This window comes from Vibrio sp. MACH09 (assembly GCF_033238805.1).
GTDB lineage: Bacteria > Pseudomonadota > Gammaproteobacteria > Enterobacterales > Vibrionaceae > Vibrio.
In genome coordinates this window covers 1,123,810-1,139,794 of sequence record NZ_BSFZ01000001.1, presented here as the reverse complement: position 1 = coordinate 1,139,794, position 15,985 = coordinate 1,123,810, and the positions used below count along the sequence as shown (strand labels likewise).

General features: G+C 42.8%; 15 protein-coding genes, 1 pseudogene and 1 other annotated feature. Of the genes and pseudogenes, 5 read left to right on the top strand and 11 right to left on the bottom strand.

The features are described from left to right. Nucleotides 1–4 precede the first annotated feature (4 nt). A complete protein-coding gene (locus tag CHJ_RS05165; protein WP_171753035.1) occupies nt 5–961 on the top strand; it encodes an alpha-L-glutamate ligase-like protein in 957 nt (318 codons plus the stop codon). A 109-nt stretch (nt 962–1,070) separates the two neighbouring features. Here the strand turns inward: CHJ_RS05165 and CHJ_RS05160 are convergent, their stop codons facing one another. Further along, entirely contained in the window at nt 1,071–1,649 is a 579-nt protein-coding gene (locus CHJ_RS05160; RefSeq protein WP_317917047.1) for a thymidine kinase, read from the bottom strand. A gap of 3 nt (nt 1,650–1,652) precedes the next feature. Continuing rightward, a complete protein-coding gene (cysS, locus tag CHJ_RS05155; RefSeq protein ID WP_171753037.1) occupies nt 1,653–3,035 on the bottom strand; it encodes a cysteine--tRNA ligase in 1,383 nt (460 codons plus the stop codon). A gap of 170 nt (nt 3,036–3,205) precedes the next feature. On the opposite strand from cysS, the gene CHJ_RS05150 reads away from it, so the two are divergent. From CHJ_RS05150 to CHJ_RS05135, 4 genes and pseudogenes are all read left to right on the top strand, one after another. Then, entirely contained in the window at nt 3,206–3,700 is a 495-nt protein-coding gene (locus tag CHJ_RS05150; protein ID WP_171753038.1) for a peptidylprolyl isomerase, read from the top strand. Nucleotides 3,701–3,737: 37 nt separating this feature from the next. Further along, complete coding sequence (gene lpxH / locus CHJ_RS05145; RefSeq protein WP_317917046.1) at nt 3,738–4,469, top strand: UDP-2,3-diacylglucosamine diphosphatase; 732 nt, start codon at nt 3,738–3,740, stop codon at nt 4,467–4,469. Nucleotides 4,470–4,642: 173 nt separating this feature from the next. Next, nucleotides 4,643–5,856: pseudogene (locus CHJ_RS05140) on the top strand (EAL and HDOD domain-containing protein). A gap of 159 nt (nt 5,857–6,015) precedes the next feature. Beyond that, on the top strand, nt 6,016–6,483 hold the full coding sequence (locus CHJ_RS05135) for a YchJ family protein (RefSeq protein WP_317917045.1): 468 nt from the start codon (nt 6,016–6,018) through the stop codon (nt 6,481–6,483). A gap of 182 nt (nt 6,484–6,665) precedes the next feature. Here the strand turns inward: CHJ_RS05135 and hisIE are convergent, their stop codons facing one another. The 9 genes from hisIE to CHJ_RS05090 all read right to left on the bottom strand — a co-directional run bounded on the left by hisIE (nt 6,666) and on the right by CHJ_RS05090 (nt 15,938). After that, nucleotides 6,666–7,298, bottom strand: coding sequence for a bifunctional phosphoribosyl-AMP cyclohydrolase/phosphoribosyl-ATP diphosphatase HisIE (hisIE, locus tag CHJ_RS05130; RefSeq protein ID WP_171753042.1), 633 nt, complete (start codon nt 7,296–7,298; stop codon nt 6,666–6,668). After that, nucleotides 7,295–8,068 (bottom strand): imidazole glycerol phosphate synthase subunit HisF, encoded by a 774-nt coding sequence (hisF, locus tag CHJ_RS05125; RefSeq protein WP_171753043.1) that lies wholly within the window; start codon nt 8,066–8,068, stop codon nt 7,295–7,297. The genes hisIE and hisF overlap by 4 nt, the downstream gene beginning before the upstream one ends. Beyond that, nucleotides 8,050–8,787 (bottom strand): 1-(5-phosphoribosyl)-5-[(5-phosphoribosylamino)methylideneamino]imidazole-4-carboxamide isomerase, encoded by a 738-nt coding sequence (gene hisA, locus CHJ_RS05120; RefSeq protein ID WP_171753044.1) that lies wholly within the window; start codon nt 8,785–8,787, stop codon nt 8,050–8,052. The genes hisF and hisA overlap by 19 nt, the downstream gene beginning before the upstream one ends. Before the next feature lie 12 nt (nt 8,788–8,799). Continuing rightward, nucleotides 8,800–9,411, bottom strand: coding sequence for an imidazole glycerol phosphate synthase subunit HisH (gene hisH / locus CHJ_RS05115; RefSeq protein ID WP_317917044.1), 612 nt, complete (start codon nt 9,409–9,411; stop codon nt 8,800–8,802). Beyond that, nucleotides 9,411–10,484 (bottom strand): bifunctional histidinol-phosphatase/imidazoleglycerol-phosphate dehydratase HisB, encoded by a 1,074-nt coding sequence (gene hisB, locus CHJ_RS05110; protein WP_317918080.1) that lies wholly within the window; start codon nt 10,482–10,484, stop codon nt 9,411–9,413. Before hisB ends, hisH begins: the two co-directional genes overlap by 1 nt. A gap of 38 nt (nt 10,485–10,522) precedes the next feature. Then, nucleotides 10,523–11,566 carry a histidinol-phosphate transaminase gene (gene hisC / locus CHJ_RS05105; protein ID WP_317917043.1) on the bottom strand — a complete coding sequence of 348 codons (1,044 nt, stop codon included), beginning with the start codon at nt 11,564–11,566 and terminating at the stop codon, nt 10,523–10,525. After that, nucleotides 11,566–12,882: a histidinol dehydrogenase gene (gene hisD, locus CHJ_RS05100; RefSeq protein WP_317917042.1), complete on the bottom strand. Its 1,317-nt coding sequence runs from the start codon at nt 12,880–12,882 to the stop codon at nt 11,566–11,568. The genes hisC and hisD overlap by 1 nt, the downstream gene beginning before the upstream one ends. 3 nt (nt 12,883–12,885) lie before the next feature. Continuing rightward, nucleotides 12,886–13,782, bottom strand: a complete 897-nt coding sequence (hisG, locus tag CHJ_RS05095) for an ATP phosphoribosyltransferase (RefSeq protein ID WP_171753048.1) — start codon at nt 13,780–13,782, stop codon at nt 12,886–12,888. Nucleotides 13,783–13,853: 71 nt separating this feature from the next. Then, nucleotides 13,854–13,982: a sequence feature (His leader region), on the bottom strand. 360 nt (nt 13,983–14,342) lie between these two features. Further along, nucleotides 14,343–15,938 (bottom strand): Na+/H+ antiporter NhaC family protein, encoded by a 1,596-nt coding sequence (locus CHJ_RS05090; RefSeq protein ID WP_171753049.1) that lies wholly within the window; start codon nt 15,936–15,938, stop codon nt 14,343–14,345. Nucleotides 15,939–15,985 lie beyond the last annotated feature (47 nt).

Below are 15,985 nucleotides of genomic sequence, written 5' to 3'. Positions count from 1 at the left end.
CATTATGTTACGACGTCTAACTTCGCCAACAAAGTTGAAAGACAAAGGCATCATGGGGATGAATAAGCGAAATCACAGTTATATCGGCCGATATAATGATCGCTCAAAATACCCTCTTGTCGATGATAAGTTAAAAACCAAAGTCATTGCAGAACAAGCGGGGGCAACGGTGCCAAAACTGATTGGCGTCATTAGTCACCAAGCAGAAGTCAAACGCATTCACGCTATGGTAAAACAGTGGCCGGGTTTTGTGATTAAACCGGCGCAAGGCAGTGGTGGCAAAGGGATACTGGTGGTGATATCTCATCAAGATGGTATATATACAAAACCATCGGGAGCCACCATCAATGAACAAGATGTAGAACGCCATATCAGTAACACTTTGGCAGGGCTGTTTTCCCTTGGAGGGAAAAACGATGTGGCTGTTGTTGAAAACCTCATTAAGTTTGATCCATGTTTTGAAGGCTTTAGCTTTGAAGGGGTTCCCGATGTGCGAATCATCGTCTTTAAAGGCTATCCGGTAATGGCAATGATGCGACTGTCCACCTCGGCCTCCGACGGCAAAGCAAACCTCCACCAAGGAGCCGTTGGTGTGGGTATTGATATTGCTACAGGCAAAGCTGTCCGCGCAGTGCAATTTGATCTGCCTATTGAGCAACATCCTGACACAGGTAAAAACCTACTTGAGCTACAAGTTCCTCATTGGCAAAGACTTCTTACCCTTGCATCCAGTGCTTGGGAGATGACAGGGTTAGGCTATATGGGCACAGATATGGTGCTGGACGAAGAAGAGGGCCCAATGGTATTGGAACTGAATGCCAGACCCGGGCTTGCGATTCAAATAGCTAACGGCAGCGGACTATTACCGAGATTACAGCACATAGAGAATTTGGGCATACCTGCCGAGTACCCAAAACCCGAAGAACGGGTCGCCTATGCTGCACAGCAGTTTGGCATCTAATTACGCAGGAAATAGTCACGTAAAAAAAGAGTCAGGCTTATCAAGCCTGACTCTTTTTAAATGATTTAAGCTAATTTCAAGCTCACCAAGAGTTTCTCCTCAGCGAGCGTTATTTACCTAACGCTTCTTTATAGTGCTGACGGCAAACAGAAACATACCTATCGTTACCACCAATCGCCACCTGAGCGCCCTCAGAGATAGGGGTGCCATTTTCGTCAGTACGAATAACCATATTGGCTTTTCGTCCACAATGACAGATGGTTTTTAGCTCGATCAACTTATCGGCCCATGACAACAGATACTGACTTCCTTCGAAAAGCTCACCTAAAAAGTCGGTACGCAATCCATAACACAGCACAGGAATATTGAGTTTATCGACCACTTCCGTTAGTTGATACACTTGAGTTTTAGATAAAAACTGACATTCATCAACCAAAATACAGTGACGCTTCTCTTGCTTATGCAACGCCTCTATCTCTTGATATAGATCGGTCTCTTCGCCATACAATTGCGCATCAGATTGTAGGCCAATTCTTGAACTCACTTTACCAATGCCAAAACGATCATCCAGAGCCGCAGTAAAGATGACTGGGTTCATACCACGCTCTTGGTAGTTAAATGATGATTGCAGTAGTGTTGTCGACTTACCCGCATTCATTGACGAGTAATAGAAATACATTTGTGCCATGGGTTAACCTCGTCTCCATGTTGTTCCTTGCGGACCATCTTCCAGTACAATTCCCATCTCAGTTAGCTTGTTACGTGCTAAATCTGCGTTGGCCCAATCTTTAGAAGCTCGAGAATCGTTTCTTAGTTTAATTAAGGCTTCAATTTCAGCAACTTCATCTGTGCCGCTCTCGCCACCTTGCAAAAACATCTCTGGGTCTTGATGCAAAATACCAATGACATCGGCAAGCTCGCGCATAAGTGAACCAAGTTTTGATGCCAATTCAATATCTTCATTTTTCAGGCGATTAATTTCACGCGCCATATCAAACAGCACCGAATAAGCCTCTGGCGTATTGAAGTCATCATTCATCGCTTCACTAAATCGGCGAACATACTGTTCGTCGCCTGCCGCTTCAGCACTCATATCTAAACCACGAAGTGAAGTGTAAAGACGCTCTAATGACGCACGAGCTTGGTTTAAGTTCTCTTCACTGTAGTTTAGTTGACTGCGGTAATGACCGGACATCAAGAAATAACGCACCGTTTCTGCATCGTAATGTTGTAATACGTCGCGAATCGTAAAGAAGTTGCCTAATGACTTAGACATTTTTTCTCTATCTACCATCACCATTCCGCTGTGCATCCATGTATTTACATACGGAGTATCGTGTGCGCAGCAAGATTGAGCGATTTCATTTTCATGATGTGGGAACTGGAGATCAGAGCCACCACCATGAATATCAAAATGGTCTCCTAAAATAGAGGAGTTCATGGCAGAACATTCAATATGCCAACCTGGTCGGCCTGGTCCCCAAGGAGATTCCCAAGTTGGCTCTCCCGGTTTCGACATTTTCCAAACAACAAAATCTAGTGGGCTGCGTTTCGCATTGTCGACATCGACACGAGCGCCCGCCTGCAACTGCTCCAGATCTTGCTTAGAGAGTTTTCCGTACTGTTCAAACGTGCTTACTTCAAACATGACGTCGCCATTGTCTGCAACGTAAGCGAAGCCTTTTTCGATAAGCTTCTCAACCAGATCAATAATTTCAGCAATAAAATGCGTGGCTCTTGGCTCAACATCAGGACGTTTCATATTAAGTGCATCAAAATCTTGATACATATCCTGAATGAGTCGTTCCGTCAGAGAGTCACAACTTTCGCCATTTTCTGCCGCACGTTTAATTATCTTGTCATCAATGTCGGTGATATTTCGCACAAACGTTAGGTCATAACCTAAAAAACGCAGATAACGAGAAATTACATCAAATGAAACAAATGTACGACCATGGCCAATGTGACAGAGATCATAAATGGTTACCCCACACACATACATGCCCACTTTTCCAGCGGTGATGGGTTTAAATTCCTCTTTTTGTCGGGTAAGCGTGTTATATATCTTCAGCATGATCTCATCTAATTTAAATTGGCTTAATACAGAGCGAGAGTATAACAATTCCCACAGAATTAGGTAATAGTTGTCTTATCAATCCATTGAATTTAATGAGGGTGTTGATTGTCTGCCAACTTCCGCTAGAATTCGCAGTTCAGATCTAACACATTAGAAAGGTAAATATCATGATCATCCTTCACACAAACTTTGGTGACATCAAAGTACAACTAAACGAAGAGAAAGCTCCAGAAACAAGTGCAAACTTCTTACAGTACTGCCGCGACGGCTTTTACAACGATACTCTGTTTCACCGTGTTATTGATGGTTTCATGGTTCAAGGCGGTGGAATGACATCAGGGCTGAAAGAGAAAACGTCTCGTGCAGCGATCAAAAACGAAGCAAACAATGGCCTAAGCAATAAAGTAGGCACATTGGCAATGGCTCGTACTATGGAACCACATTCTGCTAGCTCTCAGTTCTTTATTAACGTCAATGACAATACTTTCCTAGATTTTAAATCTGAAAGTATGGATGGTTGGGGTTACTGTGTATTCGCTGAAGTTGTTGACGGTATGGATGTTGTTAATAAGATTAAAGCGGTTAGCACCGGTTCAATGGGTATGCACCAAGACGTGCCTCTTGAAGAAGTAATTATTACTGGCACTACTATCGAAGAATAAGTGATACTAGGGGGCATTAGCCCCCTATTTTAAAATTATGACAACACTATTTATTTCTGACCTTCACCTCTCCCCTTCTCGACCTGACATTAGCGACTGCTTTTTCTCTTTTATGGAGAATGAGGCTATTCATGCCGATGCCCTTTATGTACTCGGTGATCTGTTTGAATTCTGGATTGGTGATGACGACAACAGTTCATTTAATCAAGCCATCAAAAACGCATTTAAACAACTTGCGGATAAAGGCGTTCCTTGCTTTTTCATTCAAGGAAATCGAGATTTTTTAATCGGTAAACGGTTTGCCATAGAAAGCGCCATGACACTGCTACCCGAAGTGTCCATTATTGATTTATATGGTAAAAAAGCGATGATCATGCACGGCGATACCTTGTGCATTGACGACCATAAATATCAAGCATACAGAGAAAAAGTGCATCTGCCTTGGTTACAGTTTTTATATAACCGCTTGCCTCTTTTTATAAAAAAGAAAATAGTGTCAAAAATTCAAAGTGACATAGGCGAAGATAAGAAAGAAAAATCGTTAGAGATAATGGATGTGAATCAGCAAGAAGTTGAACGCATCATGGATCAATATGGCGTTGATCTGCTTATACATGGGCACACTCACCGACCTGATATACACAATTTTGTCAGCACAAATGGTCATAAGCAACGAATCGTATTGGGAGACTGGTATCAGCAAGGATCTATCTTGTCATTCTCTTCTGCTGAATCCTATCAGTTGACGCATAAAGAGTTTACTAATTAGATTTATTACAAATTCGATCTAATTCCTGTTATATATTGAAAAAAGACGTATTATTAATAAATGGTCTATTTGTTTACACTAATTTTACATATTTCCTGTTCAACAAACATAAAGATCAAGAAAACATACGTTAATACCATTGGTACTGTATAAGGCGATAAATCTAAACCTGTATGAATTACTCTTATGTTGCACGTCAGCCCATACTCGATAGAGAGAAAAAACCATTGCTTATGAGTTGCTATTTCGAGACGGTCCTAAAAACACCTTCCCTGAAGTAGAACCTGAGCTGGCAACCAATAGGCTGCTTTCTGAGCAGTTCTTGGGTACCGAATACAGTTCTATCGGCGATAAGCTTGGTTTCGTCAACTTCCCCTATCAAAGTTTGATTAATCAAATCCCGACCTTATTCCCTAAAGAAAAAATTGTGGTTGAAGTGCTGGAAGATTGCGCTCCCACCGATGAGTTGCTGGATGCCATAAAAAAACTGCATCAGCTAGGCTATACTCTTGCTCTGGATGACTTTATCCCTAGCCCAGAATGGAAACGTTTTTTACCTTTTATCCACCTTATTAAGTTTGATATTCGCATTATTTCTATCGCCAAAGCCGCCACGTTTATCCAGCGTCTAAAAGAGAGTAAAATAGAGTTTCTTGCTGAAAAAGTAGAGACTTATGAGGAATATCAAGAAGCAATTGGAGCTGGTTTTCACTATTTCCAAGGTTACTTTTTTAGTAAGCCTGAAGTATTGCAACAGAAAGCGTTATCTCCCTCTTTCTTGACAGTTATTCAGCTCTGTAAAGCCATCGCCTCTGATGATGTTGATTACAGTGATGTGGAGCGAATCATCTCTTCAGATGTCTCGCTATCATACAAGCTGTTACGCCACGTAAACTCTTCCTCGCAAATTAGCTCAGATATTAAGTCATTTCGCCAAGCTCTTGCCTATATGGGTGAGCAAAAACTGAGAAAATTTGTCTCTCTGGTTGCGATTGCATCTACTCAAGAGTCAAAACCTGAATCTCTGTACAGTTTGTCGATACAGCGTGCCAGATTCAGTGAATTGATCGCTAGCTACTCGGATAAACCCAGCTATAAGAGCCAAGCTTTTTTAACCGGGATCTTTTCTCTACTTGATTCTCTATTGGATCAATCCATTGAAACGGTGATTGAATCTATACCTATCGACAACGAGATCAAGACCGCATTGCTTACACAGCAAGGACATTTAGGTCAGGTTTTGAGTATCGCGATTGCTTATGAAAAAGCGGATTGGACGGAAGTTACGCGTTTAAGCGATGTTTTACATATTAGCACTGAGCAATTAGCACAAAGCTACATTGATTCAACAAACTGGACAGAAGAGTTATTCGCCTCTACGTCCTGAAATCTGTTGACCGTTCCCGTACATTTTTGCAGTGTAATGAGTCGCTGGCATAAAATAACTATGTTACTCTCCTCATGCCTTGCTCAAAACGCTTTTAGATTGAACAAACATTGTATTTGAAAATCAACAGACCCTATATTTTTCTACTTGGAACTCCATATGTCTCATTGCCCATGCGGTAGTCGATTAAATTATGCCGACTGTTGTCAACCTATTCACCAGAATCACCACGAGGCTACAGAGCCCGAACAATTAATGCGAGCGAGGTTTTCTGCTCATAAACTAAAGCTCATCGATTTTGTGGTAGCAACATATCACCCCAGCTGTCATGCCGAGAATGAGCGACAAGGAATAGCAGAGTCTATCAACCTAGATTGGCAGCGGTTAGAGATTGTTGATGCACCAACCGCCTCAGAAGAACAAGGGTGGGTCGAATTTAAAGCTTACGTTAATGATGACGATGGTGAGCACTGCATGCACGAACGCTCTCGTTTTATTAAAGAAAATAGCTTGTGGTACTATCTTGATGGCACATTTCCACAGCAAGCCGTAACAAAAAAAGTGGCTCGAAATGAACCTTGCCCATGTGCTAGCGGAAAAAAATATAAGAAGTGTTGTGGGAAATAGAACCGCAGGTTAAAAGAAACATTGTGTATACATTCTTGCCGTAGAATGACGATGCCTTCAAATCAGTGCTTTGTTCAGCAGCCAATACATTCTCGCTGAACAAGCACTTTGAGGTCACTTGAGTGTAAACAGACCGTGGATTCATCTATTTACACAATGTCATTGCCTAACGTCAACGAAAGTTACTTATGTCGTTCCTTAAGCTTATTAATCACGTCATTCATTGATAGCCCTTGGTCTTGCAACAGCACCAACAAGTGATAGATAAGGTCCGCGGATTCACAGACCAATTCTGCTTTGTCGCCAGATGTTGCAGCAAGTGCAACTTCTACCCCCTCTTCCCCCACTTTTTGCGAGATACGCTTCGTTCCACGGCCATACAAACTTGCAGTATAGGAAGACTCTGGATCGGCATCTTTACGCGAGGCGAGTAGATTTTCTAACTGAGCCAGCCAAACTAGCTGTGAAGCTTCTTGATTATCCGCATCAAAACAGGTCGTGGTACCAGTGTGACACGTTGGACCAATCGGATTAGCCAATACCAACAAGGTGTCATTGTCACAATCCAGCGAAATGTTCTTCAGTTGCAAGACATTGCCTGATGTCTCGCCTTTAGTCCATAACCTCTGCTTGCTTCTAGAAAAGAAGGTAACTTGCTCTGTTTCCATGGTTTTTTGTAGTGCTTCAGGACTCATGTAGCCCAACATAAGCACCTGACTTGATGTGAAGTCCTGCACAATGGCCGGCACCAATCCTTCTACTTTTTTCCAGTCTATTCGGTCAGTAATACTTTTGTTCTCTAACCCGTTGCTCATAGTCGAATCTCCACACCTTTCGATTTAAGGTACTGTTTAAGTTCGCCAATATTGATCACTTGTTTATGAAAAACAGAGGCCGCTAATGCCCCATCAACATTGGTTTTTTTATAGGCTTGTTCAAAATGCTCCATTGCACCCGCGCCACCCGACGCGATAAGAGGAACATGGCAAACTTCTCGCACCATATTGAGTTGCTCTAAATCGTATCCATTTCGAACACCATCTTGGTTCATCATGTTGAGTACAATCTCACCAGCACCCCGCTTTTGGACCTCTTTCACCCAATCGCTAGTTTGCCATTGTGTCGCTTTGGTGCGTGACTCATCACCCGTAAACTGATAAACCTGATACTTTCCTGTCTCTTTATCAAAGTAAGAGTCAATGCCCACAACGATACACTGCACACCAAATTTATCGGCTAAATCAGTAATTAACTGAGGATTGGCAAGTGCAGGAGAGTTGATGGAGACTTTGTCTGCGCCAAACTGCAAAATACGCGCAGCATCTTCCGCAGATTTGATGCCTCCAGCTACACAGAATGGTATATCAATAACTTCTGCGACACGAGCTACCCAGCTTTTGTCTACAACTCGACCATCAGATGACGCAGTAATATCGTAGAAAACCAGCTCATCGGCGCCTTCTTCAGCATAACGCTGGGCAAGTGGCACAATGTCACCAATAATTTCATGGTTACGAAATTGTACCCCTTTTACCACCTGACCATCTCTAACGTCTAAGCAAGGTATTATTCGCTTTGCCAACATTGAAATGCCTCCTCTGCGGTGAATTTACCATCTAGTAGCGCACGACCGACAATAACACCCGCGACACCACTTCCTTTTAATGCTTCTATATCTTGTAGCGAACCGATACCGCCTGATGATTGGAATTGAACCTGTGGATATTGAGCGCATAAATCAACGTAGAGCTCAACGTTGGAACCTTCAAGGGTGCCGTCTCGTGAAATATCGGTACATAACACGTGGGTAAGTCCGACAGTGAGATAATCATCAATCAATGACTCAATTGTCACCCCTGAATCTTCCTGCCAGCCTGAGATGGCCACCTTTCTCACACCATCAGCATCAATATTAATGTCTAAAGCCAGCACGATTTTCTCTGCGCCATACTTTGTCATCCAACTTTTTACCAGCTCTGGTTGCTTAACTGCGGTAGAGCCAATAACGACACGCTGCGCGCCAGCCTCTAATAAGTCTGCTACATCTTTCTCAGAGCGAACGCCGCCACCTATCTGCACATTTGCAGGCGTGCTAGCCAGTATTGTTGCAATTAAGTCTAACTGGCGAGCTGAGGTGTCTTTTGCTCCGGTTAAATCCACTAAATGCAGCCAGTTCGCGCCAGCTTGATGATACAAATTGAACTGTTCTGCCGGTTCTACTTTGTACTCTGTTACTTGTCCGTAATCTCCTTGAAATAATCGGACAACTTGACCTTCAATTAAATCGAGTGCGGGAATAATCACAATAACGTCCTTTTATAATTGTAAGAAGTTTTGAATAAGGCGAGAGCCTGCTTTGGAGGAACGCTCTGGGTGGAACTGAACGCCATAATAGTTGCCGCTCTGTATCGCCGCAGAGAAAGACTCTCCATAACGACATTCAGCGATGGTGTAATCGCCGATAGGCATGGCAAAACTATGCACAAAGTAAAAATACTCCCCTTTTTCAATACCTTTGAATAGAGGATGATTATTAATGGCTTCTACGGTGTTCCATCCCATGTGAGGTAGAGGCAAATCATCGGTTTGCATCTGCTGTACCTCACCATCACAAAGGTTTAAACAAGGCACGATATCTTGTTCTGTTGAACCTTTCTCTTGTGAAAGCTTTCCAAGTAACTGCATACCTAAACAGATTCCAAGTAGCGGCTTTTCTACTTTCTTAACCAGTTCAACAAGGCCTCGTTGCTCAAGGTTTTTCATCGCCTCGCTTGCTGTTCCCACACCGGGAAGAAACAGTTTATCCGCCGCCAAAACGACTTCCGCATCCTTAGAAATCACCACCGAGTAGCCAAGCCTTTCAATCGCAAATTTTACTGACGAGACATTGGCACATCCGGTATCTATGATAACGACTTTTGCACTCATTACAGTACTCCTTTACTGCTAGGGAGCTCGTTCCCTTCAACTCTTATTGCTTGACGCAACGTACGACCAAAGGCTTTAAACAGACTTTCGATAATGTGGTGGTCATTATCACCTGCTGAAGATAAGTGCAGCGTACAAGCTAGAGTGTCCGTTAAGGAGCGGAAGAAGTGTTCCACCATTTCAGTTGACAGGTCCCCTACGATGTCACGGCTAAAACGGGCGTCAAATTTTAAATAAGGTCGTCCAGAAAGATCTAACGCGCACTGAGCCAAACACTCATCCATTGGCAAACTGAAACCAAAACGCCCTATACCTCTCTTATCACCCAAAGCTTCTTTTAGCGCTTGTCCTAATGCTAAAGCTGTATCTTCAACAGAGTGGTGATCATCAATATGCAGATCCCCATCTACATTAATTTGTAGCTGGAAAGCGCCATGTGTCGCGATCTGATCCAACATGTGGTCAAAAAAACCTAAACCGGTGGAGATACTGTTTCCACCTTGAACATCCAGATTAACGGCCACTCGGATATCGGTCTCTTTGGTGGTTCGCACCACTTCTGCTGTTCGCTCTTTGACCGTTAGCTGACGAAGAATCTGCTGCCAGTTCATGGTCTCAGGGTGGTACTGGATACCTCGAATAGCCATATTTTCCGCGAGCTGAAGATCCGTTTGTCGGTCACCAATGACCGCCGATGTTTTAAAGTCTACTTTGCCACTTTGCAGATAGTCCTTCACCATACCCAGTTTGGGTTTCCGGCAACTGCAGTTGTCCTCTTCAAAGTGAGGACAGATAAGAACATCATCAAACTTCACTCCCTGCGACTCAAATATCTCCATCATCATCTGATGTGGAGCATCAAAGTCGTCTTGCGGATAACTCTCTGTCCCTAGACCATCTTGGTTAGTGACCATGACCAAGCGATAACCGGCGTTTTGTAACGCAAGTAAACTTGGTATGACATTGGGTTCAAGTTTGAGTTTGTCTAAACGGTCCACTTGGAAATCAACTGGCGGCTCAACAATAAGCGTACCGTCTCTATCGATAAATAATATTTTTTGCTGATTGCTCACTGTACTGTCCTTATTACGATTCTTTTCCATTACAATTCTTAGCCGACTAACATGCTTCGTATAAATGAAAGGGTTTTATCACACTCTTCGCGACTGCCCACACTAATACGAACACAATTCTCAATCGGTGAATTTCTTAAGATAATTCCGTTATCCCACGCGGCTTTGAATAGAGCATCACCATCACTAAATTTAACCAGCAGATAATTGCCCCATGCCGGATAAACACGTACGCCATTAATCTCTTCAAGCTGTTGTTGCAAATATTCTCTATTAACATTTAATTGAGATACTTGATCAATGGCTCTGGTGAGTCCTTGTCCTGTTAGTGCTTGTACCGCTATATCAACCACCGGGATCGGTACAGGGTATGGCGCGATAACCTTCTGCAAAACTTCTATAATTGATTGATTAGCCAGAGTAAAACCACATCTCAACCCTGCTAATGCAAACGCTTTAGACAAGGTTCTTAATATGGCTAAGTTTTGGTAACGCTCCAGCAAGCCCTTGCTTGAGGCCTCTGGACAAAAATCAATATACGCTTCATCCATAACGACAATGGCCCTATCTTTGGTCATTTCAAGTAGAGCAATAATGTCGTTTGCATCAATCAAGTTGCCGGTAGGATTGTTTGGGCTACAAACAAAGATAAGTTTTACTGAATCAAGCTGCTGTTCAATGGCATCTAGATTTAGCTGCCACTCAGAGGTTAACGGTACAATTTTTCTTTCTACACCTATGGTTTCCGCGCTAATGGCGTACATACCATATGTTGGAGGACAAAATAAGATCGCGTCCTCTCCGGGCTCACAATAGGCACGAATTAACAACTCTATCCCTTCATCCGCCCCTCTGGTGGTCAATACCTGATTCTGTTGCACTGCTGCATAGTTGGCGTACGCTTCTATCAATGGCTTCGGCTGACACTCACCATATCGATTCAAGCCGGACAAATCAGCGTTGTATACGTTGTCAAAAGGAGATTCATTGGCGTTTAACCAGACATCACCAGACCCTCCTATCCGCCGAGCAGAGAGATATGGCGTTAGTTGCTGAACTTGCTTACGAGCTAAACGTTCCATCAGTTAGCTCCTTTCTCTAGTGCTTCCGAACGGCCTAATGCTTCCATACGAATCGTAACCGCACGTTTATGTGCATCTAACCCTTCCGCTTCTGCCATCGTAACCACTGTAGAAGCCAGCCCCTTAAGACCATCCGATGACAACTCTTGAACCGTCATTCGTTTACTGAAGTCTGCCAAGCCTAAACTCGAATAGGTACGTGTATAACCATAAGTTGGCAATACATGGTTAGTTCCAGACGCATAGTCGCCAGCTGACTCTGGTGACCAGTCACCGAGGAAAATAGAACCTGCATTATCTAGCAGAGGCAATAACTCTCGCGGCGCACGCGTCTGCACAATAAGGTGCTCTGGCCCATAAAAGTTTGAAATGGAGATACATTGAGTAAGGGACTCGGCAATAACAATGATACTTGAACCAAGTGCTTGCTGAGCAATATCCCCTCTCGATAGCTCTTTTAACTGAGCGTTTACTGCATCAGCCACTTTATCCGCAATTACTTCAGAGGTTGTTAACAGCACCACTTGAGAATCTGGGCCGTGCTCAGCTTGGCTAAGCAGATCGGCGGCTACAAACTCAGGATTAGCGTACTCATCGGCAATAACCAACACTTCTGATGGACCGGCGGGCATATCAATTGCTGCACCACGAAAATCATTACTGACTTGACGCTTAGCTTCGGTCACATAGGCATTACCCGGACCAAATATTTTCTCTACTTTGGAAACCGTTTCAGTACCATACGCCATAGCGGCAATCGCTTGACCACCGCCAACATTGTAAACTTCATCAATATTACACAGCTTCGCAACGTATAAGATTTCATCGGCTATGGGGGGCGGAGAACAGAGAACGACTTTTCTACAGCCTGCGATTTGCGCCGGTACACCTAGCATTAATACCGTTGACGGTAACGGAGCACTGCCGCCAGGAATGTATAATCCTACTTTATTTATTGGCCGGGTTACTTGCTCACATACCACACCAGGTTGAGTCTCTACTTTTAAAGGCTGTGGCTTTTGTGCTTTATGAAACACTGAGATATTGTTGTACGCTTGCTCTAACGCTTGCTTCATCTCATCAGACAGACGCTGTGATGCTTCATCAATATCCTGCAGAGTCACTCGAATAGAGTCTGGTCGAATACCATCAAACTTTTCCGTTAACTCTAGTAATCCAGCATCGCCTTCTGTCGTTACTTTCTCGATAACAGCGCTAACCGCAGAGGTGATATTCGCCCCTTCCGCTATTGCCGGTCGTTCAAGTACAGACTCTTGCTGAGATTCACTTAATGATTGCCAAACAACAGTTTTCATTTTTTACTCCATCATTTTTTCGATAGGTAAAACCAGTATGGAACTTGCGCCTAACTCTTTGAGTTGCTCCATCGTTTCCCAGAACAGATTCTCTGTACTAACTAAGTGAACCGCGACTCGGTTTTTTTCCGCAGATAATGGCAGTACCGTTGGGTCTTCCGCACCAGGAAGAAGCTGTTTTACTTGCTCTAGTTTGTCAGCTGGAGCGTGCAACATTATGTACTTAGACTCTTTAGCCTGAATCACACCCTGCATACGGGTGAGGATTTTATTGATCAGCGCCTGTTTCTCATCATCAAATTCACCGGCGCGTTGAATCAAGGTGGCTTTAGAACGGAATATCACTTCCGCTTCTTTTAAGCCATTTGCTTCCAGCGTTGCACCTGTTGAAACCAAGTCAGCGATGGCATCTGCTAATCCTGCTCTTGGCGCAACTTCTACCGAGCCCGTTAACATACAAGTGCTAAAGTCGACGCCTTGCTCATCCATAAACGCTTTTAATAGGTGTGGATAGGTAGTGGCAATTCGTTTACCGGCGAGATCCTGAGGGCCGTTATATACTTCATCTTTATCGATAGCGATAGACAGTCGACAGCCACCAAAATCTAAACGACGCAGTGCGACAAAATCATTTGGTTCGTTGAGGGCGATTCTGTCTAAACGTACTTCTTCTAGTTCATTTTCACCAATGAAGCCCATGTCGACAACACCATCCATAACTAAGCCGGGAATGTCATCATCACGAACAAGCAATAGATCCAGTGGCATGTTCTCAACGTGAACCACTAGACGCTCTCCCATTAAACTAAACTGAGCACCACATTTTTTTAGTAGGTCTTGACACTCTTTACTTAAGCGTCCTTTTTTTTGAATGGCGATTCTTAATCTTTGTGCTTGCATAATTGCTAATCCCTGTCTGTCAATTTGGTAAATTTCAATTTTGTTGAACGAAACTATTTTTATAGAGCGAAACTAAAAAACCCCCGGAAAATTATTTCCCGAGGGTCTGAATCTGTTCACTTGATTTCACCTCCGGGATTGTTGTCTCCCGGATATGCGCACATCTCCCGAAAGACTACTCAGGATGATGATGATGAATGTTTGATAATATTCTACGCATAATGTCTTAACTCCGTTTACTTGCTAACCACACTAGCGAAGCTTGCTTCAATTTTCAACATAAAAATTCAGTTTTTTAAAACTATTACCGAATAGCATCCCCAATAGCGCGTATGGCCAATATGCGCTCAACCGTTCTAATCAGCCAATTAATCCAATCAGCGTATGGGAATCATCAATTCAGTTAGATCATTTCAGCGGGCATCACTGTGGGGGCAAAAATAGAGACGTTTACACACTAGCTATCATTGTAGTTCTTGCTTTCAGGATGCAAAACTAAAACAGGAGCCAATAGGCTCCTGTTTTAGTTTCAGCAATAGCGATTTATAGCCTAGAGCTTATTAAACGCTTTGTACTTGACTACGCTGTGATTTCGCTATTGAAGCCATCACAAAACATGCCACAACAAATGCCACTGCTGAAGCAACAAACGCAGAAGTAATTGAAGCAGTAAGTCCAAGTACGACATAACCAATACACGAGATTAATGCCACAATTAAGGCATAAGGTAGCTGAGTAGCAACGTGATCGATATGGTTACACTTAGCACCAGTAGATGACAATATGGTGGTATCTGAAATTGGAGAACAGTGATCACCAAATACAGAACCGGCTAATACCGCACCTAACATTGGTAGCATCAAAGCAATATCTGTTGCTCCGGCCATGTCTCCGGCAATAGGCAACATAATTCCAAATGTTCCCCAAGATGTTCCGGTAGAAAATGCCATTAAACCTGATAGCAAAAATAAAATAACAGGTAACCATTGAGGGCTAATATTACCTTGAGCAAGAGATGATAAATAAGCACCCGTTTTCATGTCACCTATTACTGAACCAATTGACCATGCAAATACTAGAATAAGAATTGCACCAAACATAGATTTAGCACCAATCCAAATAGTTTTACTTATATCGCTAGTTGGTAATTTCTGTTTTATAACAGTAAATAGAGCAGATAAAACCCCTACTAAACCACCATAAACAAGAGACTTACCTACATCGGTATTCTCGAATGCACCAAGTACACTAAAATCAATATTATCAGACGCCAATGCTTGACCACCTGTATATATCATAGAAGCGACGGTAGCTATGATTAAAAATACAATTGGAAGAACAAGATCAGATACTTTACCTGTTTGGCTTTCAATAATATCCAGCTCTTCATTTAAATCGCGAGCACCTTTATCATCTTGCAACGAGTTATCTTCATCGCCATTTAATGCATCTAACTCATGTTTACGCATTGGTCCAATATCTAATTGGAACCACGCCACGGCAAAAACCATTAATAGTGCAAATAGTGCATAGAAGTTCATTGGCACTAAACGTAAATAGGCACCCAGCGCAGTATATTCATTAACTCCATGGGTAACTAAAATACCACTTATAATTGTCATAATATAAGCGCCCCAACTAGAAGCAGGCATCAATACGCACATTGGAGCAGCAGTTGAATCTAGAATATACGCAAGCTTTGCGCGGGAGACATTATATCTATCCGTTACAGGACGCGAAATCGCACCGACCGCAAGACTATTAAAATAGTCATCAACAAATATAAATACACCAAGGAAAGCCGCCAATAATTTAGAACCTCTTCGGTTCTTAACTTTAACTTGAGCCCAAGCTGCGAACGCTCTTGTACCTCCAGATAAAGTTAATAATGCCGTCATCATTCCTAACAACAACAAAAAGGCAACAATACTCATATTCCAAGTATTTATTCCACCATCTTCAATAAACACACCTTTTACGGTTGTTATGATATAGGTGATGGTTTTTCCAATAGAGTAATCAGCTAACAAAAACGCGCCAACAACAATACCAATACCAAGAGAAAGCAACACTCTACGAGTTAGGATAGCTAGGCCTAGGGCCATTATAGGGGGTAACAATGAAAGGGGGGATGTAGCAAATTCTATTAAATTCATGATCTTCTTAAACCAATTGGTTAGAGATCTACTGCAGACATATTACA

Coding starts and splice junctions, on each gene's coding strand:
- CHJ_RS05165 (WP_171753035.1), top strand. CDS start 5: ATGTTACGACGTCTAACTTCGCCAACAAAGTTGAAAGACAAAGGCATC.
- CHJ_RS05160 (WP_317917047.1), bottom strand. CDS start 1,649: ATGGCACAAATGTATTTCTATTACTCGTCAATGAATGCGGGTAAGTCG.
- cysS (WP_171753037.1), bottom strand. CDS start 3,035: ATGCTGAAGATATATAACACGCTTACCCGACAAAAAGAGGAATTTAAA.
- CHJ_RS05150 (WP_171753038.1), top strand. CDS start 3,206: ATGATCATCCTTCACACAAACTTTGGTGACATCAAAGTACAACTAAAC.
- lpxH (WP_317917046.1), top strand. CDS start 3,738: ATGACAACACTATTTATTTCTGACCTTCACCTCTCCCCTTCTCGACCT.
- CHJ_RS05135 (WP_317917045.1), top strand. CDS start 6,016: ATGTCTCATTGCCCATGCGGTAGTCGATTAAATTATGCCGACTGTTGT.
- hisIE (WP_171753042.1), bottom strand. CDS start 7,298: ATGAGCAACGGGTTAGAGAACAAAAGTATTACTGACCGAATAGACTGG.
- hisF (WP_171753043.1), bottom strand. CDS start 8,068: ATGTTGGCAAAGCGAATAATACCTTGCTTAGACGTTAGAGATGGTCAG.
- hisH (WP_317917044.1), bottom strand. CDS start 9,411: ATGAGTGCAAAAGTCGTTATCATAGATACCGGATGTGCCAATGTCTCG.
- hisC (WP_317917043.1), bottom strand. CDS start 11,566: ATGGAACGTTTAGCTCGTAAGCAAGTTCAGCAACTAACGCCATATCTC.
- hisD (WP_317917042.1), bottom strand. CDS start 12,882: ATGAAAACTGTTGTTTGGCAATCATTAAGTGAATCTCAGCAAGAGTCT.
- hisG (WP_171753048.1), bottom strand. CDS start 13,782: ATGCAAGCACAAAGATTAAGAATCGCCATTCAAAAAAAAGGACGCTTA.
- CHJ_RS05090 (WP_171753049.1), bottom strand. CDS start 15,938: ATGAATTTAATAGAATTTGCTACATCCCCCCTTTCATTGTTACCCCCT.